We start from the raw sequence: 21,562 nt of genomic DNA on the forward strand, positions 1-21,562 counted from the left end.
TATCTTCAACTCCTCCTCAACCCCCGCATGTCGGGGGTTTTTTCTCATTGATGGTGTGATATGGACTCAATCGAACAACAACTCACTGAACTGCGAACCACGCTTCGCCATCATGAATATCTCTATCATGTTATGGACGCGCCGGAAGTCCCGGATGCGGAGTATGACCGCCTGATGCGCGAGCTGCGCGAATTAGAAGCGCAGCACCCGGAGCTTATCACACCGGATTCTCCCACCCAGCGCGTCGGCGCTGAGCCGCTGGGCGCTTTCAGCCAGGTGCGTCATGAAGTACCGATGCTGTCGCTGGATAACGTCTTCGATGAAGAGAGCTTTCTCGCGTTTAACAAGCGCGTGCAGGATCGCCTGAAAAGCAGCGACGCTCTCACTTGGTGCTGCGAACTGAAGCTGGATGGCCTGGCGGTCAGCCTTCTCTATGAAAACGGCGTGTTGGTGCGTGCCGCGACGCGTGGCGACGGTACGACGGGCGAAGACATCACTACCAACGTGCGTACCATCCGCGCGATCCCGCTGAAGCTGCAGGGTGACAACATTCCTGCACGTCTGGAAGTGCGCGGCGAGGTGTTTCTGCCCCAGGCGGGCTTCGAGAAAATTAACGAAGAGGCACGTCGCACCGGCGGTAAGGTGTTTGCTAACCCGCGTAACGCGGCGGCGGGCTCGCTGCGCCAGCTTGATCCGCGCATCACCGCGAAGCGACCGCTTACGTTCTTCTGCTACGGCGTCGGTATTCTGGAGGGCGGCGAGCTGCCGGATACCCATCTCGGGCGTCTGCTGCAGTTTAAGGCGTGGGGCCTGCCGGTGAGCAACCGCGTTCAGCTCTGCAACTCGCCGGAAGCGGTGCTGGCGTTCTACCACAAGGTGGAAGCGGACCGTCCGACGCTCGGCTTTGATATTGATGGCGTGGTCATCAAGGTGAACTCACTGGCGCTGCAGGAGCAGCTGGGCTTTGTGGCGCGCGCGCCGCGCTGGGCGGTGGCGTTTAAGTTCCCGGCTCAGGAGCAGATGACCTTCGTCCGCGACGTGGAGTTCCAGGTGGGACGTACGGGGGCCATTACCCCGGTCGCTCGTCTGGAGCCCGTGCAGGTGGCGGGTGTGTTGGTGAGTAACGCCACGCTGCATAATGCCGATGAGATCGAACGCCTGGGCCTGCGTATCGGTGACAAAGTGGTGATCCGCCGCGCGGGTGATGTGATCCCGCAGGTGGTTAACGTCGTTGAGTCAGAGCGTCCTGACGATACGCGCGAGGTTGTCTTCCCGACCCATTGCCCGGTGTGCGGCTCGGACGTTGAGCGCGTAGAAGGTGAAGCAGTGGCCCGCTGTACGGGCGGCTTAATCTGTGGTGCGCAGCGTAAAGAGTCACTGAAGCACTTTGTCTCCCGTCGCGCAATGGACGTTGACGGCATGGGCGACAAGATTATCGATCAGTTGGTTGAGAAAGAGTACGTCCACACGCCAGCGGATCTCTTCAGGCTGACCGCAGGTAAACTAACCGGTCTGGATCGCATGGGGCCAAAGTCAGCCCAGAACGTGGTTAACGCGCTGGAAGCGGCAAAAGAGACCACCTTCGCCCGTTTCCTTTATGCGCTGGGCATTCGTGAAGTGGGTGAAGCGACGGCAGCAGGGCTGGCGGCGTACTTTGGTACGCTGGAGGCGCTGGAAAAGGCAAGCATCGAGGAGCTACAGAAAGTCCCGGATGTCGGCATCGTCGTCGCTACGCACGTCTTTAACTTCTTTGCCGAAGAGAGCAACCGCGAGGTCATCGGCCAACTGCTGGCAGAGGGCATCAAATGGCCTGCGCCGGTCGTCGTCAACGCCGAAGAGATCGACAGCCCGTTCGCCGGTAAAACGGTAGTGCTGACCGGCAGCCTGAGCCAGCTATCCCGTGATGATGCAAAGGCACGTCTGGTGGCGCTGGGAGCCAAAGTGGCGGGCAGCGTGTCGAAGAAAACCGACCTGGTGATCGCCGGGGAGGCCGCCGGTTCCAAGCTGGCGAAAGCCCAGGAGCTGGGGATTGAGGTTATCGACGAAGCGGAAATGATGCGTCTGTTAGGAGAGTAACGTGGAGAAAGAGCAGCTCGTTGAGATCGCCAATACGGAGATGCCGTTCGGTAAATACAAGGGCCGCAGGCTGATTGATTTGCCGGAGGATTATCTGCTGTGGTTTGCCCGTAAGGATGAATTCCCGGCAGGGCGACTGGGCGAGCTGATGGCTATCACGTTACTGATCAAAACCGAGGGGCTGACCCAGCTGGTGCAGCCCCTGAAACGTCCTTAAGCCTTCGCGGCGCGGGTCCCTTCCTGCGTCAGTTTTTCCGTCTGGCGCTTGTAGCGACGCGCCAGCACCGCGCAGACCATCAGCTGGATCTGATGGAAAATCATTAGCGGCAGTACCATCATTCCAATCACCGAGGTCGGGAACAGAATGTTGGCCATCGGGATACCGTTTGCCAGACTCTTCTTCGAACCGCAGAACACAATCGTAATTTCATCCGCTTTGTTGAAGCCGCACTTGCGTGCCACAAAGACGTTTACTGCAATGACAATTGCCAGCAGGATGAGGCTGACCACCACGATAAAGAGCAGCGAACCGGCGCCCACCTTATGCCAGATCCCGTTCACGACCGCTTCGCTGAAGGCGGAATAGACCACCAGCAGGATCGACGACTGGTCGGTTTTTGAGATCCATTTCTTGTGCTTTGCCACAAATGCGCCCGTCCACGGACGCGAGAGATGCCCCAGCACAAACGGCAGCAGCAGCTGCAAACAGATTTTGCCGACTTGCTCAAGGTTACCTTCCGCGCCGTGCATGTTCATCAGCAGGCCCACCAGCAGCGGGGAGACGAAAATCCCCAGCAGGCTGGATGCCGATGCCGAGCAGACGGCGGCCGCAACGTTCCCTCCCGCCAGAGAGGTAAAGGCAATGGCGGATTGCACGGTAGCCGGCAGAATACAGAGATACAGAAAACCGGTATAAAGCGCCGGGTCGACGTTAACCGGTGCCCACCAGGCAAACAGCACGCCGAGGATCGGGAAGAGAATGAACGTGCTGCACATTACCCAGAGATGCAGCCGCCAGTGGCTCCCCCCTGCGATAATCGCTTCACGGGACAGCTTCGCGCCGTGCATAAAAAACAGCAGTGCGATGGCGGCCGTCGTCAGCCCTTCAAAGAACGGGACGAACCCGCCGCGAGCGGGAAAGAACGAGGCCAGTAAAACGGTAACGACCAGGGTGAGCGTAAACGGATCAACAATACGAAATAGTTTCATAATGACTCCTGAAAACAAATGTCGCTATTGTGCTTTTTTCCATTTGAGAAATAAAATTGATTTATTGCATCCATTCATGAATTAAACAGATGAATTATTCCTTACGCCAGCTCCGCATTTTCGTTACCGTCGCCAATGCCCGCAGCTTTAGCCGGGCAGGGGAGATGATTGGCCTGAGCCAGTCGGCGGTCAGCCACAGCGTGAAAGAACTGGAAAATCAGACCGGCGTCCGGTTGCTTGACCGCACCACGCGCGAAGTGGTGTTGACCGAAGCCGGGCAGCAGCTTGCTCTGCGCCTTGAACGGCTGCTGGATGAGCTGAACAGCACGCTCAGAGACGTGGGGAGGCTGGGGCAGCAGCTTTCGGGTACCGTGCGGGTCGCGGCCAGCCAGACGATATCTGCACACCTTATCCCGCAGTGTATTGCCGAGGGGAACCATCGCTACCCGGACATTGACTTTGTGCTGCATGATCGGCCACAGCAGTGGGTACTGGAGAGCATCCGCCAGGGGGATGTCGATTTTGGTATTGTTATCGATCCCGGCCAGGTGAGCGATCTGGAGTGCGAAAGCGTACTTTCGGAGCCCTTTTTGCTGCTCTGCCGTGACGACGATCCGCTGGCCGTGTTGCCTGACGTCAGGTGGCAGTCACTGCAGGGCGCAAACCTGGTTTTACAAGATTATGCCTCGGGCAGCCGCCCGCTGATTGATTCCGCGCTGATGAATCAGGGGGTAAAGGCAGCGATCGTGCAGGAGATTGGTCACCCGGCAACGCTGTTTCCCATGGTGGAAGCCGGGATCGGCATTAGCGTGTTGCCCGCCCTGGCGCTTCCCCTGCCTCAGGGAAGTCGACTGGCCGTGAAGCGGTTGACGCCCGTTGTCGAACGAAAGCTAATGCTGGTGCGGCGAAAAAATCGTTCACTCTCGGGGGCGGCGCAGGCTATCTGGGAAGTGGTGCGTATCCAGGCACAGCGATTGACCGAGGCCCGCATACGCGATCCACTGTTTAACGCTTCAGAAGATTAGATGTAGATATCAATCTGATTATTATCTGATGGGCTATTCACACCTTCCACTTTGCCCAATTTTTGATCCTGCTTTTTCTGGGCCTCTTCGGCCTGCTGGCGCTGCAGTGCAGCGAGCTGCGCCTGAAGCACTTTGATCTGGGTCTGAATCAGTTCCTGCTGCTTTTTCTTATCTTCCGTGCTGCCGGGACTGTTCGCCAGCTCGTTTAACTGCTGAGTCAGCTTTTGGATTTTGTCGAGAATGCGGGTGATTTGCGCGGCGATATCGTTACTGCTGGAAGTACCGCTCCCGCCGCTGGTTTGAATAGGTTGGGTTGATGCCTGAATGGTCGTCATACTTTTTCCTCGCGTTATAAAACAGAGGTATCGGCACCGACGGGATTAGCTTGAGGAAAATGCGGCAGGTTCACATTTTTTATATCGCAGATAGCAAAAAAGCGCCTTTAGGGCGCTTTTTTACATTGGTGGGTCGTGCAGGATTCGAACCTGCGACCAATTGATTAAAAGTCAACTGCTCTACCAACTGAGCTAACGACCCGAAATGGTGGGCGATGACGGGCTCGAACCGCCGACCCCCTCCGTGTAAAGGAGATGCTCTACCAACTGAGCTAATCGCCCATTTCGGAACTGCTGCGATAAGATGAGAATGGTGGGCGATGACGGGCTCGAACCGCCGACCCCCTCCGTGTAAAGGAGATGCTCTACCAACTGAGCTAATCGCCCAATCTCAATCCTTATCTACACTGCGAGTCTACCGAAGTAGATGGTGGGTGATGACGGGCTCGAACCGCCGACCCCCTCCGTGTAAAGGAGATGCTCTACCAACTGAGCTAATCACCCCCGCTGTGTGGAGTCGCATTATAGGGAGAGTTGAAAATGAGTCAACGCATTTTCTAAAGTTTTTATTCGTTCGTCGTAAAATTAAGCAAAACGATCGCGAAACGGGCAGTGGCGCATGATTTCTAAACAAAAATCGCAAACTCGGGCCCGATTCAGGGAACAACATTGAGGAATCGCCGCACAGTGATAGAATATTGCCCATTGTTTTTTCCCCAGGATTTGCCGATTGCCGGCATCTTTATAACGTAAGGCCATTTCATGAAAATCAAAACTCGCTTCGCGCCGAGCCCGACAGGCTATCTGCACGTCGGTGGTGCACGTACCGCTCTCTATTCCTGGCTTTTCGCACGCCACAACAAAGGTGAGTTCGTGCTGCGTATTGAAGACACCGATCTTGAGCGCTCCACGCCAGAAGCAATTGAAGCCATTATGGATGGGATGAACTGGCTGAACCTGGAATGGGATGAAGGTCCCTACTTCCAGACCAAACGCTTTGACCGCTATAACGCCGTCATTGATGAGATGCTGGTCGCGGGCACGGCGTATAAGTGCTACTGCTCCAAAGAGCGTCTGGATGCGCTGCGTGAAGAGCAGATGGCGAACGGTGAAAAGCCGCGTTATGACGGCCGCTGCCGCCACGACCACAGCGAGCATGCTGCAGATGAGCCTTGCGTTGTGCGTTTTGCTAACCCGCAAGAGGGGTCTGTGATCTTTGACGATCAGATCCGTGGCCCGATCGAATTCAGCAACCAGGAGCTCGACGATCTGATCATCCGTCGTACCGATGGTTCTCCAACCTACAACTTCTGCGTGGTGGTGGACGACTGGGATATGGAAATTACCCACGTTGTGCGCGGTGAAGACCATATCAACAACACGCCACGTCAGATCAACATCCTGAAGGCGCTGAACGCCCCTGTGCCTGTCTATGCCCACGTCTCCATGATCAACGGCGACGACGGGAAAAAGCTGTCTAAACGTCACGGTGCGGTGAGCGTGATGCAGTATCGCGACGACGGCTATCTGCCAGAAGCGCTGCTGAACTATCTGGTGCGTCTGGGCTGGGCTCACGGTGACCAGGAGATCTTCAGCCGCGAAGAGATGATCGAACTGTTCTCTCTGAGCTCTGTCAGCAAATCCGCCAGCGCGTTTAACACCGACAAGCTCCTGTGGCTGAACCATCACTACATCAATACCATGCCGCCAGAATATGTGGCGACGTATCTGCAGTGGCACATTGAGCAGGCAAATATTGATACCCGCACAGGCCCTGAGCTGGCGGATCTGGTGAAACTGCTCGGCGAGCGCTGCAAAACGCTGAAAGAGATTGCTGAAAGCTGCCGCTACTTCTATGAAGAGTTTGATGCGTTTGATGCGGACGCCGCGAAGAAACACCTTCGCCCGGTTGCGCGTCAGCCGCTGGAAGTGGTGCGTGACAAGCTGGCTGCCATTACCGAGTGGACCGCAGAGAATGTGCATCACGCCATTCAGGCGACGGCGGACGAGCTGGAAGTCGGCATGGGTAAAGTCGGTATGCCACTGCGCGTTGCGGTGACCGGTGCGGGTCAGTCTCCGGCGCTGGACGTAACGGTTCATGCTATCGGCAAATCACGCAGCGTAGCGCGCATTAACAAGGCTCTGGACTTTATCGCTGAACGAGAAAATCAGCAGTAATAACGTCTCAGATAAAACAAACGGCAGGGGAACCTGCCGTTTTTTTATGCTTCTTCTTCTGCAATACCCAGACGCTTAAGAAAGCCGTGAATGCCTTCGCGCTTCAGGAAGGTGTCCAGACGCTTCTGCTCTGCTGCAGTCATATTCTCCAGCGTCTCAATTATGCCCGGAAACAGGTTTGCAGAGGGGGCATTGTAGGCGGAAGTGGCCTCCGCGAGATGGTAAACCGCCTGACGGTTGCGAATCGCCGGGAGACTCATGATATGTTCCTTCACGCGCGCATCGATATGAATGAGCCTCGCGCGACCGCCTTTCACGCCGTTGAGTCCTTCTGTTTTCCAGCCCTGCTGGCGAATCCAGCGATTAACCGTTTGCCTGGCAACGCCCAAACTCTCCGCCAGCTCTTCCGTGGTCATTTTGCTCCGTAATTTTTTCATATCAGTCCCGATCGCGAATCCCTAAACGTTGCAACAATCCGGTGATCCCTTCCCGCAGTAAGAGCGATGTCATCTGTTTCTGCTCTTCCGGCGTCATTTCATCAGCCAGCGTCAGGAGTAGGGTGTGAAGCGAACTGTTATGGCTGGTACCTTCTGCCATATCGGACGTTTCGCTTGCCCGACGTGCGCTGCGGATAAAGTCGCGGACTTTTTCGTTCACATGTACCAGTCGCGCTTTCCCGCCCTGAACGCCAGGTTTTGGTGACGTAATCCAACCCTCTTTGCGTACCCATTTATTGATGGTCTGTCGGCTATAGCCAGTGAGCAGGGCTAACTCTTCTGGCGTCATTCGTTCCTTGATCATGCAATTTCCTGAATATCAGTGGGGTTAATTAACGGCTCATTTTATAGCACCGTTTTACATGAAAACGTGACAGGCTTAACTCCTGATTACGAGCACGCTCGCAAAGTGATTCATTTGCATGATTTTTCGGCGATCGAACGGCGGTCATTGATTTTGCCGTTGACACTCCGCAGCGGAATTCATATTATGCCGCCCGTCAACATGACAGCTTTACGATGGGGCTATAGCTCAGCTGGGAGAGCGCTTGCATGGCATGCAAGAGGTCAGCGGTTCGATCCCGCTTAGCTCCACCAAACTCTGAACCCAACAGAGTGCGGTCAGTAAAGTCACATGTGGGGCTATAGCTCAGCTGGGAGAGCGCTTGCATGGCATGCAAGAGGTCAGCGGTTCGATCCCGCTTAGCTCCACCAAAATTGTAAACCCTCGTCAAATGACGAGGGTTTTTTTTATGTATTTGTAACGCCCGCCACTGGTTTTTGTTATCAAAAAGAAGGTATTCCCATACCTCACCTCAATCGAAATCAATAAACGTGTCTATAAATAGACTTGAACTTGATTCGCGCAATTAATAAACCTATTATCCATCCGGTCAATGATTCAGACGGATAATATACTCATCAGCTTAATGAATAGAAAAACGTACAATAATGTAAAGATATTTATAATTGCCCTGACACTTTGTCTGATTGCGGTACCTGTCTCCCGTTATCTCTCTCCACGCGCAATTGTTAATGGTCATGACGTTTATTTAGCATGGCTGCCGCTCAGCGTGATGCTGGCGGTAATTCTGCTATTTGGGCGCAGGGCTATTCTTCCCATTTTGTTAGGTTTTACTGTCACTAATTTATTCTATATTAATTTAGCACCGCTACAATATTCAGTTTTGCTGTTCTGTCAGACCTTTGCGTTGTTCGCGGCCTGCGGTCTGCTACGCCTCATGCTGGGCAAGCGCTGGCGCCACTCCATCCCTAACAAGCACATCGGGTTACGTATATTCTGGCTCGGTTTTATTGTGCCATTTGGTATTAAGCTGTCGATGTATATGGCAGGCTATTTGTTTGATTTTCCGGTGACTATATCAACCTATTTCGGCGAAGGGACGGTAATTTATAATGTTGTGGATATTCAAAGCCTGATATGCGCGGGGCTGATTTTTACCATGATGTTCTATTACCCATTAAGAATGATAATTAATCCTCGTTATGCCGTCACCTTCTGGCGGCGAAGCGTGAAGCCCGTGTTTTATCACAAGAATCCATTATATATTTTTGTCTGGCTGATGCTTTTAGGCGCCATTCTCATCATTTTATGTGGTCCTTTTGAATCACCGGTCATTGCGGGCTATTTGATGCCGCTGATTTTTATTCTTTTTACCCTGGCAATAAGCCGCCTGACCTATGCGTTGATTTCTCTGCTGTGGGCCACCTCAGCGCTCCTGCTGTTGACCTACAACTACAACTTCCTGAACGGGGTCGAATCGGGCCATTCACTCTCCTTTATCCTCTCCGTGCTGATTTCTTTCGCTATCTGCTTGCTTTACATGTCGCGCATTTACCAGCGCAGCGAGTGGCTGAAGCGGGGCTGGCAGGGCAGGGCGCTTACCGATCCCCTTACCGGTTTGCCCAATATTCGTGCGCTGGAAGATTATCTTGAGATTCACCCGGATGCCAAAGTGTGCATTCTGCGCATGGATAACCTGGAGTTTTTGAGCCGCCACTACGGGATTATCATGCGGGTCCACTGCAAACGTACGATCGCCACGTCGCTACAGCCACTTTTGCAGAAAGATGAGACGCTCTTCCAGCTTCCGGGAAGCGAACTGGTGCTGGTATTACTGGGGCCGGGAACCGCCGAGCGGCTCCAGCATATGGTCGATCGGCTGAACAGCCGTAAGATTTTCTGGAACAACACCGGGCTGGATATTGAATTTGGCGCATCGTGGGGAATGGTCGAAAACGGCGAAAAGCTGCATCACACGCTGGGACAGCTGAGCTGGCTGGCAGAGCAGGCCTGCGGAGAGCAAAACGTTCTCGCGCTCACGAATAGCCTTGAGGCGGCATCAGGACAAACGACAGAGCGTGTCCTGATGCTGGCGCGGATTAAGCATGCCCTTGAGGCAGGGCAGTTCCATTTATACGCGCAACCGATCCAGAAGGCGGACGGGAGCGGGTATTACGAAATCCTGGCGCGTATGGAGAGCGAGGGCGAGATCTTCACCCCTGACCGCTTTATTCCGCTGATTGCCCAGTTCAACCTCAGCCATCGGTTTGATATGTGCATTATGGAGAAATTACTGCTGTGGCTGCGCGATAATTCTGCAACACAGGCTGGTGCCCGTTTCTCCGTCAATCTGATGCCGCTCACGCTGATGCAAAAAGAGGTGGCGACCGAGATTTGCGCGCTGTTTGAACGGTACGGCGTGGCATCTCAGGCCGTCGTGATTGAGATCACCGAGGAGCAGGCTTTTTCAAATTCAGGCACAAGTATCAACAATATTCAGCAGCTGCGGGATTACGGTTTCCGAATTGCCATAGATGATTTTGGTACTGGCTACGCCAACTACGAGCGTCTCAGACGCCTGCAGGCGGACATCATTAAAATTGACGGCTGCTTTGTGAAAGATATTTGTACAGACGACATGGATGCAATGATCGTCCAGTCGATGTGTAATCTGGCGAAGGCGAAATCGCTGTGCGTCGTCGCGGAATACGTCGAAACGCCGGCCCAGCGGGAGATGCTGCTTCGCTTTGGTGTGGATTACCTGCAGGGATACCTGATAGGCAAACCCAAACCGCTGGAAGAATTGCGGGCATAAAAAAACCGGGAGCCAGGCTCCCGGTTTTTGTTTAACGGTAAACGTTACAGAACCAGTGCCGCGATAGATGCGGACAGGACGCTCACCAGCGTAGAGCCGTAAACCAGCTTCAGGCCAAAGCGAGAAACCACGTTACCCTGCTCTTCGTTCAGACCCTTAATCGCACCGGCGATGATACCGATAGACGAGAAGTTCGCGAAGGAGACCAGGAACACGGAGAGAATCCCTTCCGCGCGTGGAGAAAGCGTGCTGGCAATTTTCTGCAGATCCATCATCGCAACGAATTCGTTAGAAACCAGTTTGGTTGCCATGATACTGCCCACCTGCAGCGCTTCGTGAGCCGGAACACCCATCACCCATGCAACTGGGTAGAAGATGTAGCCCAGAATGCCCTGGAAGGAGATACCCAGCACCGCGGCGAACAGGGCGTTCAGTGCAGAAATCAGCGCAATGAAGCCGATCAGCATGGCGGCAACGATAATCGCGACTTTGAAACCGGCCAGGATGTATTCACCCAGCATTTCGAAGAAGCTCTGGCCTTCGTGCAGGTTAGACATCTGGATGTTCTCTTCGCTGGCGTCAACGCGGTACGGGTTGATCAGCGACAGAACGATAAAGGTGCTGAACATGTTCAGTACCAGCGCAGCCACTACGTATTTTGGTTCCAGCATGGTCATATACGCGCCCACGATAGACATGGAAACGGTAGACATTGCGGTTGCCGCCATGGTGTACATGCGGTTGCGGGACATCTTGCCGAGAATATCTTTATACGCGATGAAGTTCTCAGACTGACCGAGGATCAGGGAACTGACGGCGTTGAAGGATTCCAGCTTACCCATGCCGTTCACTTTGGATAACAGGAAACCAATTCCACGAATCACGAACGGCAGAACGCGAATGTGCTGCAGAATACCGATCAGCGCGGAGATGAAGACGATAGGGCAGAGAACCTTCAGGAAGAAGAACGCCAGACCTTCGTCGTTCATTTTACCGAAGACAAAGTTGGTCCCTTCATTGGCGAATCCGAGCAGTTTTTCGAACATTTCGGAGAAGCCTTTCACGAAGCCGAGGCCTACGTTGGAGTTCAGGAAGAACCACGCAAGTAAAACTTCAATGACCAGCAGTTGGACAACATAACGAATACGAATTTTTTTGCGGTCTGTGCTGACCAGCAATGCGAGTGCAGTAACGACAACAAGTGCCAGGACAAAATGAAGGACGCGGTCCATATTTGCTCCAAATATGAGGCAGGTTTAATTTTCGTGCACATTCTATGTAACAAGCGAAAAGAAAACGAGATCGAGGACACACTATAGTTACATCCTGTGACGAGTCTCAAAAATAGTGATCCACAATACATTTTTGTTATGTTAGGTAAATGAGTGAAAAGTTAAGTTCGTGTGCTAGTCTTCACAAAATCATGCGCGATTTCAGTTTCAGTTAGATCGCCCCACTTACCCGCCCGTCTATCGTTCAAAGCTATCAGAGAAATCACTGCAAACTTCATAAATGATCTTGATAATCATTCTCATTTTGATAGCATTAAACATAGCAAAGGCTATATTTCAGAGGCAGAAATGACAAACAGTCGCGTAGAGGGTAGCAGTGGCAGAGCAGCGCGCAAGTTGCGGTTCGCATTAATGGGACCTGCGTTCATCGCTGCCATTGGTTATATCGATCCAGGTAACTTTGCGACCAATATTCAGGCCGGGGCCAGCTTCGGCTATAAGCTGCTCTGGGTGGTCGTCTGGGCAAACCTGATGGCAATGCTGATTCAGATGCTCTCCGCAAAGCTGGGGATTGCGACGGGCAAAAACCTGGCGGAGCAAATTCGCGACCATTATCCGCGTCCCGCGGTCTGGCTCTACTGGGTTCAGGCTGAAATCATCGCCATGGCCACTGACCTTGCTGAATTTATCGGCGCAGCGATCGGCTTTAAGCTGATTCTGGGTGTGTCGCTGTTGCAGGGGGCGGTCCTCACCGGGATTGCCACGTTCCTGATCCTGATGCTGCAGCGTCGGGGTCAAAAGCCGCTGGAGAAGGTCATTGGCGGTCTGCTGCTGTTTGTCGCGGCGGCCTATATCGTTGAGCTAATCTTCTCACAGCCGAATCTGGCGCAGCTCGGTAAAGGAATGGCGATCCCAAGCCTGCCGACCTCGGAAGCGGTGTTCCTGGCCGCCGGGGTGCTGGGGGCGACCATCATGCCGCATGTGATCTATCTCCACTCCTCGCTGACTCAGCATCTCCACGGTGGGACGCGTAAAGAACGTTACTCCGCCACCAAGTGGGACGTGGCGATCGCCATGACCATCGCGGGTTTTGTCAATCTGGCGATGATGGCTACTGCAGCCGCAGCTTTCCACTTTAACGGTCATACCGGTATTGCCGATCTCGACCAGGCCTATCTCACGCTGGAGCCGTTGCTGAGCCATGCTGCCGCCACGATATTTGGCCTTAGCCTGGTGGCTGCTGGTCTCTCTTCTACGGTGGTGGGTACGCTGGCAGGCCAGGTGGTGATGCAGGGGTTTGTCCGGTTCCATATTCCGCTGTGGGTTCGTCGTTCCGTCACCATGCTGCCGTCATTTGTGGTGATTCTGATGGGACTCGACCCAACGCGAATTCTGGTCATGAGCCAGGTGCTGCTGAGTTTTGGTATTGCGCTGGCGCTGGTGCCGCTGCTCATCTTTACCAGCAACAAAACTCTGATGGGCGAGCTGGTCAACTCAACGCTGGTGAAACGAACCGGGTGGGCCATCGTGGTGGTGGTCGTTGCGCTGAACCTGTGGTTGTTAGTGGGAACCGCGCTGGGTCTTTAACATAAAAAGGAGCCGTGGAGGCTCCTTTTTGATTTTTGATTAGTGATGATGGCCGTGACCATGACCTTTGCCGCGACCCCAGCCGCCGCGACGGTCGTCACGATCGTTCCAGCCTTCACGGTAACCGCGCTCATAGGCGCTGTCTTTATACCAGCCGCGGTGTCTGCCGTTATCATGTTTCCACCAGCGATCGCCGCGCCACTCATAATGACGATGCCAGTAATCACGGTCGCGCCAGTAGCCGCCGTCCCAGTATCTGCCGTAGTCGTCACGATCGCCAATTTGTAATTTTACTGATGGCAACAGGGTGATTTCGCCCGCAGTGGCGATCAGCGGCGCCGAAGCCAGTAATACCGCTGCAAGAATCAGTGACCTGAACATACTCTTTCTCCTTCACGATCGGGGCCTTTGTTGGGCCTGTTAACGCAATTTTACGAGTTGGTAAAGCGTCGTATCATCGCCTCAACTCCGAATTCCTGGGTGAGAGCACTTTTTGCTAAAAGTGATGTTATATTGAGCTGCTCAGGATCGCGTCTATACGGGCCAACTCTTCTGCAGAGAAATGGCGGTTTGCCAGCATCCCCACGGCGTCATCAATCTGAGCCGCTTTACTTGCCCCAATCAGCACCGACGTCACTTCCTCATGGCGTAATACCCAGGCCAGCGCCATCTGGGACAGCTTCTGGCCGCGGCTTTCTGCCAGGGCATTCAGCTTCCTGATTTTCTCCAGCTTCTCTTCGGTGAGCTGATCGGGTTTAAGAAACTGACTGCCGCTTGCCGCGCGTGAGTCTGCGGGGATGCCGTTCAGATAGCGATTGGTCAGTTGCCCGCCGGCCAGCGGCGAGAAGGGAATACAGCCGACTCCCTTTTCCTGCAACACGTCCAGCAGTCCCGCTTCCGGCGCACGTTCAAAGAGGGAGTATTTCGGCTGGTGGATCAGGCAGGGCGTCCCGAGGTCATTAAGGATATCAATCGCCTGGCGAGCCAGAACAGCCGGGTAGTTGGATAATCCGACATACAAAGCCTTCCCCTGACGCACCACATGGTCAAGCGCTTTCATGGTTTCCTGCAGCGGCGTTTCCGGATCTGGCCGGTGATGATAGAAGATATCCACATACTCCAGCCCCGTGCGCTTCAGGCTTTGATCGAGGCTTGCCAGCAGATATTTACGTGACCCCCAGTCGCCGTAAGGCCCCTCCCACATTGTATAACCCGCTTTGGTGGAGATGATTAGCTCGTCGCGCCAGGGAAGGAAATCCTCCTGCAAAATACGTCCGAAATTACGTTCGGCCGATCCGGGGGGCGGGCCATAGTTGTTGGCAAGGTCGAAATGCGTAATGCCCAGATCGAACGCACGCTGTAAAAGTTGACGGCTGTTTTCGATAAGGGTGGTGTCACCAAAGTTATGCCACAGCCCAAGCGAGATGGCAGGCAACCTGAGTCCGCTTCGCCCGCAGCGGCGATACTCCATTGTCCTGTAACGATTTTTGTCCGGCTGATAACCCATTTTCGTGACCTCTGGCGCTGAAGTGAAAAATCAGTGTATGCGTTTACATTTTCGTGAAAAAAAGCAGCATAGCGCAGCCTTTTTTGTAAAGCATTCTTTCCATGCCCTTCTTATCACCAATTCTGGACAGCCATCACGCTTATTTAATACTCAAGGTGAGGTCAACATTAGAAGGATACCTGTTCATGCGTACCCCATACTGCGTCGCCGATTACCTGCTGGACCGTCTTACTGATTGTGGAGCCGATCATCTGTTTGGCGTGCCGGGCGACTATAACCTGCAGTTTCTCGACCATGTGATAGACAGCCCGGATATCTGCTGGGTGGGCTGTGCCAACGAGTTAAACGCTTCTTATGCCGCTGACGGATACGCCCGATGTAAGGGCTTTGCCGCGCTGCTGACGACATTTGGCGTAGGAGAGTTAAGCGCCATGAACGGCATTGCGGGCAGCTTCGCCGAGCACGTTCCGGTCCTGCATATTGTAGGGGCACCGGGTACGGCATCACAGCAAAGAGGGGAGCTGCTGCACCACACGCTTGGCGACGGTGAGTTTCGTCATTTTTATCATATGAGCGAGCCGATCACTGCTGCACAGGCGATCCTGACCGAACAAAACGCCTGTTATGAAATCGACCGGGTGTTAACGACAATGCTCCGGGAGCGTCGCCCCGGCTATCTGATGTTGCCTGCCGACGTGGCAAAAAAGGCCGCCACTCCCCCTGTAAACGCTCTCACGCTCAGGCATCCACATGCCGATAGTGCCTGCCTGAAAGCGTTCCGGGACGCCGCAGAAAACAAGCTTGCCAGGAGCAAGCGTACTGCGCTGCTGGCCGATTTCCTTGCCCTGCGCCACGGCCTGAAGCATGCGCTACAAAAATGGGTCAAAGACGTGCCGATGGCACACGCCACCATGCTGATGGGCAAAGGTATCTTTGACGAACGTCACGCCGGATTTTATGGCACCTACAGCGGTTCAGCGAGCGCCGGTGCGGTAAAAGAGGCGATTGAAGGGGCGGATACCGTACTGTGCATCGGCACGCGATTTACCGATACCCTGACCGCCGGCTTCACGCATCAGCTCACCCCGGCACAAACGATAGAAGTTCAGCCTCATGCCTCACGCGTTGGTGATCTCTGGTTTACCGGCATCCCTATGCTTCAGGCAATCGAAACGCTGGTGGAACTGTGCAAACAGCACGTGCACGAGACGCCCGCGCAGTCTTCTCAAAGCGCGATGGCCTACCCGCAGCCGGATGGCTCGCTGACGCAGGCGAATTTCTGGCAAACGTTGCAGACGTTTATTCGTCCGGGAGACATCATTCTTGCGGATCAGGGCACCTCGGCCTTCGGCGCGATCGACCTTCGTCTGCCGGCTGACGTGAATTTTATCGTCCAGCCGTTGTGGGGATCGATTGGCTATACGCTAGCGGCAGCATTTGGCGCGCAAACGGCCTGCCCGAACCGGCGCGTGATTGTCCTGACGGGGGATGGCGCGGCGCAACTTACTATCCAGGAGCTTGGCTCGATGCTGCGGGATAAACAACACCCCATCATTCTGGTCCTGAACAACGAAGGGTACACGGTGGAAAGAGCGATCCACGGGCCTGAGCAGCGTTACAACGACATTGCGCTATGGAACTGGACGCAAATCCCGCAGGCCCTGAGCCTTGATCCTCAGGCCCAGTGCTGGCGGGTCAGTGAAGCGGAGCAGCTGGCGGACGTCCTTGAGAAAGTGGCACACCACGAGCGGCTCTCGCTGATTGAGGTGATGCTGCCGAAAGCCGATATCCCTCCGCTGCTGGGGGCGATCACCAAAGCGCTGGAAGCGCGCAACAGCGCCTGATTATTTGTCGTTTCGCCAGGCCATCATCATCGGTTTGCCCGCCAGCAGGAGCCAGGCGGGCAACATCACGATGCAAAGTAACGGGATGAGGGTGGTATCCGGTACCACCACGGCGGCCATGAAGAGGCTCAGCCAGGCATCGCGCGTGACCACCAGCACCAGCCCCAGAATCGAGCAGGAAACGGTAATCGCAGCCGGAACGGCATCGACATGCTCGTGCAGCATCAGCCCCAGCGCGACGCCGACAAAGACCGCCGGGAAGATGCGTCCACCACGGAAACCGCAGGCGGCCGCCACCACCAGCGCTGCCAGCTTGATCACGGCAAACAGCAGATAGTCGGAGACGCTAAACACCTGGCTGAAGGCCAGCTGCTGCATCTCGTCCAGTCCTTTAAACAGCGTCACCGGCCCGCCGATCGTACCTAAAATACCCAGAATCAAACCGCCAGCCCCCAGAATCAGCACCGGGTGTTTGAGTCTGTGCATCAGCCGGTGCAGGCGTGGAAGACACCATACTGCCACCATGCCCAGCGCAATGGCGATGGCGGCGACGATGGCACCGCTGAAAATATCGGCGATTTGCATCTGGCCGTAGTGGGGGAGAGAGAGTGAAAAATGGGGATGGAAAAACAGGCTGGTCGTCAACGCTCCGGCGGCTGCGGCCATCAGTGGGGCAAAGAGCTTGTCCCACAGCGGGACGTCGTTATTGCTGCTGAGCGTCTGAGAAAAGATCAGTGCCGCCGCAACGGGCGTGCCGAAGAGCGCCCCGATGGTGCCTGCGGAGGCGAGAATAGTCCAGTCCAGCGCGCCAACGCGGGGCAAAATGCGTGAACCAAGAAAAACCGCCAGGCCAATGTTCACGGCCATAATCGGATGCTCAGGTCCCAGACTAACGCCTCCAGCCAGACCGATAATCAGCGCAATGATTAGCCCTGGCAACGCCGAGGGGGCCACCGGGGCACCAATCAACGGTTCCAGTGCCGGATCGGGGCCAGCATGGCCGGGACTAAAACGGATCACCAGGCCCACCGCAATACCGGTTAACGTCAGCATCCCAACGATCCACGCAGGAGAGTCAGCGGTGACGCCCAGCCCTGCAGGAAGCGCGTTCCATAATAGTGTTTGCAGCACCGACGCGACTTTCATCACGACAATAAGGACCAGACTTGAAACCACGCCAATGATGAGCGCCGGAATTGCCAGCAACAGCATGGTTCTGGCTCGCGGGTGAAGCATGATGATTTCCTTGTACAAAACGGTATTACGTTACTTTGCACATTAAGCCTTATGGCAATAGTGCAAAAGGTGCTGAAACGGTAAAGTTATTCTGTGACGAAGATCGATAATCCATGGGCATTCACCTTCGGGTCGTTGTTGTTATCACGCCTTGAATTTACAGTGTCCCAAAGATTTATTCTGACTTTAGCGGAGCAGTAGAAGAATGACAAAGTATGCTTTGGTAGGCGATGTGGGCGGCACGAATGCGCGCCTTGCATTATGCGATGTAAATAGCGGTGAAATTTCCCGGGCGAAAACCTATTCCGGTCTCGATTATCCAAGCCTTGAGGCCGTTGTCCGCGTCTATCTGGAGGAGCATCAGATAAGCGTCGAAGATGGCTGCATCGCCATTGCCTGTCCGATAACCGGCGACTGGGTCGCCATGACCAACCATACCTGGGCATTCTCCATCGCCGAGATGAAAAAAAACCTCGGCTTTACGCATCTTGAAATCATCAATGACTTTACCGCGGTGTCCATGGCGATCCCGATGCTGAAGCCTGAGCATCTGATCCAGTTTGGCGGCGCTGAACCGGTCGAAGGTAAGCCGATTGCGGTTTACGGGGCCGGTACCGGGCTGGGCGTTTCACATCTGGTGCATGTCGCTCAGCGCTGGGTGAGCCTGCCGGGTGAAGGTGGTCACGTGGACTTTGCGCCAAACAGCGAAGAAGAGGGCATTATCCTCGAAGAATTACGCGCGGAGATCGGCCACGTCTCCGCCGAGCGCGTGCTGTCAGGACCGGGGCTGGTGAACCTGTACCGGGCGATTGTGAAATCGGACGGTCGTCTGCCGGAAAATCTGCAGCCGAAAGACGTCACCGAACGCGCGCTGGCGGACAGCTGCATTGACTGCCGTCGTGCCCTGTCGCTGTTCTGCGTGATCATGGGGCGCTTCGGCGGCAATCTGGCGCTGACGCTGGGTACCTTCGGAGGCGTTTATATTGCAGGTGGTATTGTGCCGCGCTTCCTGGAGTTCTTTAAAGCCTCCGGCTTCCGCGGCGGGTTTGAGGATAAAGGGCGCTTCAGAAGCTACGTGCAGGACATTCCGGTTTATCTGATCGTGCATGATAACCCAGGCCTGCTGGGGTCGGGTGCCCACCTGCGTCAGGTTCTCGGTCAAATCCTCTGACGCATAGCCCTCTCCCGCAGGAGAGGGCTTTTTTGTTACAGGTGCATGAGCTGGCGGAACTCTTTCACCTTGCTGCGGCTCACCGGCACCTGAAAATCCAGATCCTTCAGACGCAAAATATAGGTGTTGTTAAACCACGGTTCGATCTCGCGGATCTTGTTTAAATTCACGCAGAACGAGCGGTGGCAGCGGAAAAAGTGCGACGCAGGCAGCTTGCTGCAAAACTCGGTGATGTTCATCGCCATCACGTAAGATTCCCGCCGCGTATAGACAAACGTCATTTTTTCATGGGCTTCGGCATAGTAGATATCATTGACCGGCGTCACGATGATGCGCTCATCTTTGACCAAATTAATGGTGTCGTTTTCTCGTACCGTTGGGCTGGCGCTTGCAGGGGCGGTCTGCTGCTGCCATGCGGCCTCCAGCTTTTGCAGCATGCTGACAATCCGCGACTCCTGGTAAGGCTTAAGGATATAGTCAAACGCCTCCAGCTCAAAGGCTTCTACGGCGTGCTCTTTCCATGCGGTCACGAACACAATAAACGGCTTATGGGCAAACTGATTGATGTTTTGCGCCAGCAATACGCCATCCAGCGACGGAATGTTGATATCCAGGAAGATGGCGTCGACCCGGTTATGCTGCAGAAACTTCAGCACGTCCAGACCGTCATCAAAGGTACCCACAATTTCCATCTGGCTGTGGGTGTTGATAAGCCAGGTTAGCTCCTGTTGAGCCAGAATTTCATCTTCTACGATGATGACTTTCATGGGTTACTCCACCTGGGGCAACAGTGATGTTGCCGAATGAGCGGGAGAGCGCTCGTTCGGGACGTAAAACGCAATTTCGGTGCCCGGTTCAAGACGCTGAATATGCAGCCCGTCGCCGTAAAGCAGCTTGACCCGGTGGTGCACGTTCAGCAGGCCGATTTTATTTCCAGGCATCTCGTTAGACTCCACCCGCTCAATGACTTTTGGATCAATGCCGTGGCCGGTATCGCGCACGGCAATACGTACGCGGTTGCCGCTTTCGGTGACGCTGATGGTGACGACGCCTTTGCCTTTACACGGCTGAATGCCGTGAACAATCGCGTTTTCGACCAGCGGCTGGATAAGCAGGCTTGGGATCACGCAGTTGACCTCTTCATCAATATCGTAAATGACCGTGAGCTTGTCACCAAAGCGCGCCTGCTCAATCGCGATGTAGTCTTTGATCTGATACAGCTCTTTTTTGATGTCGATCTGCTCGTCATCTTTTAGCTCGATGTTGTAGCGCAGATAGCGCGACAGGTTAAAAATCAGCTGTCGCGCGGTGTCCGGATTAAGACGTATGGACGAGGAGATCGCGTTCAGCGCGTTAAACAGGAAATGGGGATTGATTTTGCTCTGCAGCGCGCGCAGCTCTGCCTTATTTGCCATCTCACGCAGTTGTTCCGCCCGGGATACTTCCAGCTGGGTGGAGATAATCTGTGACAGGCCGATGGCCATCTCCTGCAGCGTGGAGGTGATCTGATGCGCGTGGCAGTAATAAATTTTCAGCGTGCCCGTCACGACGCCTTTCTCCCACAGCGGAATCACCAGCATGGAGTGGATTTCCGGCGTTCGGTGGGCTTCATCATTGTTTTTAATAATGATTTTACCGTAGTTAATCGCCTGTCGGGTGGTTGGGCTGATGGTGTCATCATTATCGCGATAGTTGTGCTCCCCGACGCCAACGTAGGCCAGCACGTGGTCAATATTGGTGATGGCGACAGCGTCAGCGTGGATGTCATGGCGAATGATTTCGCAGACCTGACGCAACGACTCCGCGTTAACGTGGCGGAAGAGCGGCAGCGTTTTGTTGGCGATATCCAGCGCCAGCTTGGCCTGACGGGCGGCGCTGGCCTCTTTTTCCCCTTCAACGCTTTGCACCAGCAGCACGATAAAGCCGATGCACACGCTGCCCAGGATCATCGGAATACCGATTTTCGAAACGATATCCAGCCCAAGTTCGGTGGTCGGGGCCCAGACGACGACTAGGATCATGGTCAGCGTTTCGCACACCATGCCCGCCACGATCCCGGCGCGCCAGCGCTGTTTTTTCGGGATTTTGCGGCTGATCCAGCCGGAGAGCACCCCGGCGATAATGCTGGTAATAAAGCAGGGCACCGCCGTGACGCCGCCGATATCAATCAGGTAGCGATGGGTTCCGGCAATCACGCCGGTAATGACACCCACCCACGGGCCAAACAAAATTCCGCCGGACATCACGGCGATAATGCGCACGTTAACCAGCGACCCCTCTACCGGCACGCCAGACCAGGTGCTGAACAGGGCGAACAGCGAAAAGATGGCGGTAACGGCCAGCAGCTCTTTTGGCGAGTGTGCGGATTTGTGCAATAGCTCGCGAAACAGGCGAATGCGAATGAGGAAAAACAGGCAAATCAGCATTAATGCCGCACGGTCAAAAACCGCCAGCAGCATAGTGAATATTTCGTGCACGAGTAGACCTGGGAAAACGGGAAAGAACCATGATAAAAAACCTGACGCGTGTTGACCAGCTATCCGTCA

Annotated in this window: 18 protein-coding genes and 6 tRNA genes; 10 read left to right on the top strand and 14 right to left on the bottom strand. The window is 54.6% G+C overall.

What is annotated here, in order from left to right; translation table 11 throughout:
* Positions 1-60: 60 nt before the first annotated feature.
* Together ligA and LLF79_RS00770 are read left to right on the top strand one after the other, a co-directional pair.
* Positions 61-2,076, top strand: a complete 2,016-nt coding sequence (ligA, locus tag LLF79_RS00765) for an NAD-dependent DNA ligase LigA (RefSeq protein WP_219289996.1) — start codon at positions 61-63, stop codon at positions 2,074-2,076.
* Position 2,077: 1 nt separating this feature from the next.
* Positions 2,078-2,293 (top strand): putative quorum-sensing-regulated virulence factor, encoded by a 216-nt coding sequence (locus LLF79_RS00770; protein ID WP_227879003.1) that lies wholly within the window; start codon positions 2,078-2,080, stop codon positions 2,291-2,293.
* Here the strand turns inward: LLF79_RS00770 and LLF79_RS00775 are convergent.
* Positions 2,290-3,285 (bottom strand): bile acid:sodium symporter family protein, encoded by a 996-nt coding sequence (locus LLF79_RS00775; protein WP_045406113.1) that lies wholly within the window; start codon positions 3,283-3,285, stop codon positions 2,290-2,292. The two genes, LLF79_RS00770 and LLF79_RS00775, sit on opposite strands and share 4 nt — an antisense overlap.
* Positions 3,286-3,374: 89 nt before the next feature.
* Between LLF79_RS00775 and LLF79_RS00780 the strand changes: the two genes are divergently transcribed.
* Positions 3,375-4,310, top strand: a complete 936-nt coding sequence (locus LLF79_RS00780) for a LysR family transcriptional regulator (RefSeq protein ID WP_227879004.1) — start codon at positions 3,375-3,377, stop codon at positions 4,308-4,310.
* On the opposite strand, the gene LLF79_RS00785 is transcribed toward LLF79_RS00780, so the two are convergent.
* From LLF79_RS00785 to LLF79_RS00805, 5 genes are all read right to left on the bottom strand, one after another.
* Entirely contained in the window at positions 4,307-4,645 is a 339-nt protein-coding gene (locus tag LLF79_RS00785; RefSeq protein ID WP_023325830.1) for a FlxA-like family protein, read from the bottom strand. The genes LLF79_RS00780 and LLF79_RS00785 overlap by 4 nt on opposite strands.
* Before the next feature lie 126 nt (positions 4,646-4,771).
* Positions 4,772-4,847: transfer RNA gene (locus tag LLF79_RS00790), tRNA-Lys, on the bottom strand.
* A gap of 4 nt (positions 4,848-4,851) precedes the next feature.
* Positions 4,852-4,927 (bottom strand) — tRNA-Val (locus tag LLF79_RS00795).
* A gap of 29 nt (positions 4,928-4,956) precedes the next feature.
* Positions 4,957-5,032 (bottom strand) — tRNA-Val (locus LLF79_RS00800).
* A gap of 41 nt (positions 5,033-5,073) precedes the next feature.
* A tRNA-Val gene (locus LLF79_RS00805) sits at positions 5,074-5,149 on the bottom strand.
* Positions 5,150-5,407: 258 nt separating this feature from the next.
* Here LLF79_RS00805 and gltX point away from each other — a divergent pair.
* Entirely contained in the window at positions 5,408-6,823 is a 1,416-nt protein-coding gene (gene gltX, locus LLF79_RS00810) for a glutamate--tRNA ligase (RefSeq protein WP_023294239.1), read from the top strand.
* 44 nt (positions 6,824-6,867) lie between these two features.
* Here the strand turns inward: gltX and LLF79_RS00815 are convergent, their stop codons facing one another.
* Positions 6,868-7,260, bottom strand: coding sequence for a YfeC-like transcriptional regulator (locus LLF79_RS00815; RefSeq protein ID WP_032663116.1), 393 nt, complete (start codon positions 7,258-7,260; stop codon positions 6,868-6,870).
* A gap of 1 nt (position 7,261) precedes the next feature.
* On the bottom strand, positions 7,262-7,624 hold the full coding sequence (locus LLF79_RS00820; RefSeq protein WP_008501593.1) for a YfeC-like transcriptional regulator: 363 nt from the start codon (positions 7,622-7,624) through the stop codon (positions 7,262-7,264).
* Positions 7,625-7,841: 217 nt separating this feature from the next.
* Between LLF79_RS00820 and LLF79_RS00825 the strand changes: the two genes are divergently transcribed.
* The 3 genes from LLF79_RS00825 to LLF79_RS00835 all read left to right on the top strand — a co-directional run bounded on the left by LLF79_RS00825 (position 7,842) and on the right by LLF79_RS00835 (position 10,439).
* Positions 7,842-7,917, top strand: a tRNA-Ala gene (locus LLF79_RS00825).
* 41 nt (positions 7,918-7,958) lie between these two features.
* Positions 7,959-8,034: transfer RNA gene (locus tag LLF79_RS00830), tRNA-Ala, on the top strand.
* Positions 8,035-8,249: 215 nt separating this feature from the next.
* Positions 8,250-10,439, top strand: coding sequence for an EAL domain-containing protein (locus tag LLF79_RS00835; RefSeq protein ID WP_204624349.1), 2,190 nt, complete (start codon positions 8,250-8,252; stop codon positions 10,437-10,439).
* 44 nt (positions 10,440-10,483) lie between these two features.
* Here the strand turns inward: LLF79_RS00835 and LLF79_RS00840 are convergent, their stop codons facing one another.
* Entirely contained in the window at positions 10,484-11,671 is a 1,188-nt protein-coding gene (locus tag LLF79_RS00840) for a NupC/NupG family nucleoside CNT transporter (protein WP_008501591.1), read from the bottom strand.
* A gap of 348 nt (positions 11,672-12,019) precedes the next feature.
* Here LLF79_RS00840 and LLF79_RS00845 point away from each other — a divergent pair, with 348 nt between their 5' ends.
* Positions 12,020-13,258: an Nramp family divalent metal transporter gene (locus tag LLF79_RS00845; protein ID WP_008501590.1), complete on the top strand. Its 1,239-nt coding sequence runs from the start codon at positions 12,020-12,022 to the stop codon at positions 13,256-13,258.
* Positions 13,259-13,297: 39 nt separating this feature from the next.
* Here the strand turns inward: LLF79_RS00845 and LLF79_RS00850 are convergent, their stop codons facing one another.
* Positions 13,298-13,639: a DUF2502 domain-containing protein gene (locus LLF79_RS00850; RefSeq protein WP_008501589.1), complete on the bottom strand. Its 342-nt coding sequence runs from the start codon at positions 13,637-13,639 to the stop codon at positions 13,298-13,300.
* 127 nt (positions 13,640-13,766) lie between these two features.
* Positions 13,767-14,765 (bottom strand): L-glyceraldehyde 3-phosphate reductase, encoded by a 999-nt coding sequence (gene mgrA / locus LLF79_RS00855; RefSeq protein ID WP_227879005.1) that lies wholly within the window; start codon positions 14,763-14,765, stop codon positions 13,767-13,769.
* Between the two features lie 185 nt (positions 14,766-14,950).
* On the opposite strand from mgrA, the gene ipdC reads away from it, so the two are divergent.
* Positions 14,951-16,609, top strand: coding sequence for an indolepyruvate decarboxylase (gene ipdC / locus LLF79_RS00860; RefSeq protein ID WP_227879006.1), 1,659 nt, complete (start codon positions 14,951-14,953; stop codon positions 16,607-16,609).
* Here the strand turns inward: ipdC and LLF79_RS00865 are convergent, their stop codons facing one another.
* Entirely contained in the window at positions 16,610-17,845 is a 1,236-nt protein-coding gene (locus tag LLF79_RS00865) for an ion channel protein (RefSeq protein WP_008501586.1), read from the bottom strand. It lies immediately after the preceding gene.
* 205 nt (positions 17,846-18,050) lie between these two features.
* On the opposite strand from LLF79_RS00865, the gene glk reads away from it, so the two are divergent.
* Positions 18,051-19,016, top strand: coding sequence for a glucokinase (gene glk, locus LLF79_RS00870; protein ID WP_032652899.1), 966 nt, complete (start codon positions 18,051-18,053; stop codon positions 19,014-19,016).
* A 35-nt stretch (positions 19,017-19,051) separates the two neighbouring features.
* Here glk and LLF79_RS00875 read toward each other — a convergent pair whose 3' ends face one another.
* Both LLF79_RS00875 and LLF79_RS00880 read right to left on the bottom strand, forming a co-directional pair.
* Positions 19,052-19,783: a LytTR family DNA-binding domain-containing protein gene (locus LLF79_RS00875; RefSeq protein WP_023294232.1), complete on the bottom strand. Its 732-nt coding sequence runs from the start codon at positions 19,781-19,783 to the stop codon at positions 19,052-19,054.
* A 3-nt stretch (positions 19,784-19,786) separates the two neighbouring features.
* Complete coding sequence (locus tag LLF79_RS00880; protein WP_023294231.1) at positions 19,787-21,493, bottom strand: sensor histidine kinase; 1,707 nt, start codon at positions 21,491-21,493, stop codon at positions 19,787-19,789.
* Positions 21,494-21,562: the final 69 nt, after the last annotated feature.

It is taken from the genome of Enterobacter cloacae complex sp. 2021EL-01169 (genome assembly GCF_020733125.1).
Taxonomy (GTDB): Bacteria; Pseudomonadota; Gammaproteobacteria; order Enterobacterales; family Enterobacteriaceae; genus Enterobacter; species Enterobacter roggenkampii.

Excerpts from the sequence above, each read along its gene's own strand:
- ligA (WP_219289996.1), top strand. The coding sequence starts at position 61 with ATGGACTCAATCGAACAACAACTCACTGAACTGCGAACCACGCTTCGC.
- LLF79_RS00775 (WP_045406113.1), bottom strand. The coding sequence starts at position 3,285 with ATGAAACTATTTCGTATTGTTGATCCGTTTACGCTCACCCTGGTCGTT.
- LLF79_RS00780 (WP_227879004.1), top strand. The coding sequence starts at position 3,375 with ATGAATTATTCCTTACGCCAGCTCCGCATTTTCGTTACCGTCGCCAAT.
- LLF79_RS00785 (WP_023325830.1), bottom strand. The coding sequence starts at position 4,645 with ATGACGACCATTCAGGCATCAACCCAACCTATTCAAACCAGCGGCGGG.
- gltX (WP_023294239.1), top strand. The coding sequence starts at position 5,408 with ATGAAAATCAAAACTCGCTTCGCGCCGAGCCCGACAGGCTATCTGCAC.
- LLF79_RS00815 (WP_032663116.1), bottom strand. The coding sequence starts at position 7,260 with ATGAAAAAATTACGGAGCAAAATGACCACGGAAGAGCTGGCGGAGAGT.
- LLF79_RS00820 (WP_008501593.1), bottom strand. The coding sequence starts at position 7,624 with ATGATCAAGGAACGAATGACGCCAGAAGAGTTAGCCCTGCTCACTGGC.
- LLF79_RS00835 (WP_204624349.1), top strand. The coding sequence starts at position 8,250 with ATGAATAGAAAAACGTACAATAATGTAAAGATATTTATAATTGCCCTG.
- LLF79_RS00840 (WP_008501591.1), bottom strand. The coding sequence starts at position 11,671 with ATGGACCGCGTCCTTCATTTTGTCCTGGCACTTGTTGTCGTTACTGCA.
- LLF79_RS00845 (WP_008501590.1), top strand. The coding sequence starts at position 12,020 with ATGACAAACAGTCGCGTAGAGGGTAGCAGTGGCAGAGCAGCGCGCAAG.
- LLF79_RS00850 (WP_008501589.1), bottom strand. The coding sequence starts at position 13,639 with ATGTTCAGGTCACTGATTCTTGCAGCGGTATTACTGGCTTCGGCGCCG.
- mgrA (WP_227879005.1), bottom strand. The coding sequence starts at position 14,765 with ATGGGTTATCAGCCGGACAAAAATCGTTACAGGACAATGGAGTATCGC.
- ipdC (WP_227879006.1), top strand. The coding sequence starts at position 14,951 with ATGCGTACCCCATACTGCGTCGCCGATTACCTGCTGGACCGTCTTACT.
- LLF79_RS00865 (WP_008501586.1), bottom strand. The coding sequence starts at position 17,845 with ATGCTTCACCCGCGAGCCAGAACCATGCTGTTGCTGGCAATTCCGGCG.
- glk (WP_032652899.1), top strand. The coding sequence starts at position 18,051 with ATGACAAAGTATGCTTTGGTAGGCGATGTGGGCGGCACGAATGCGCGC.
- LLF79_RS00875 (WP_023294232.1), bottom strand. The coding sequence starts at position 19,783 with ATGAAAGTCATCATCGTAGAAGATGAAATTCTGGCTCAACAGGAGCTA.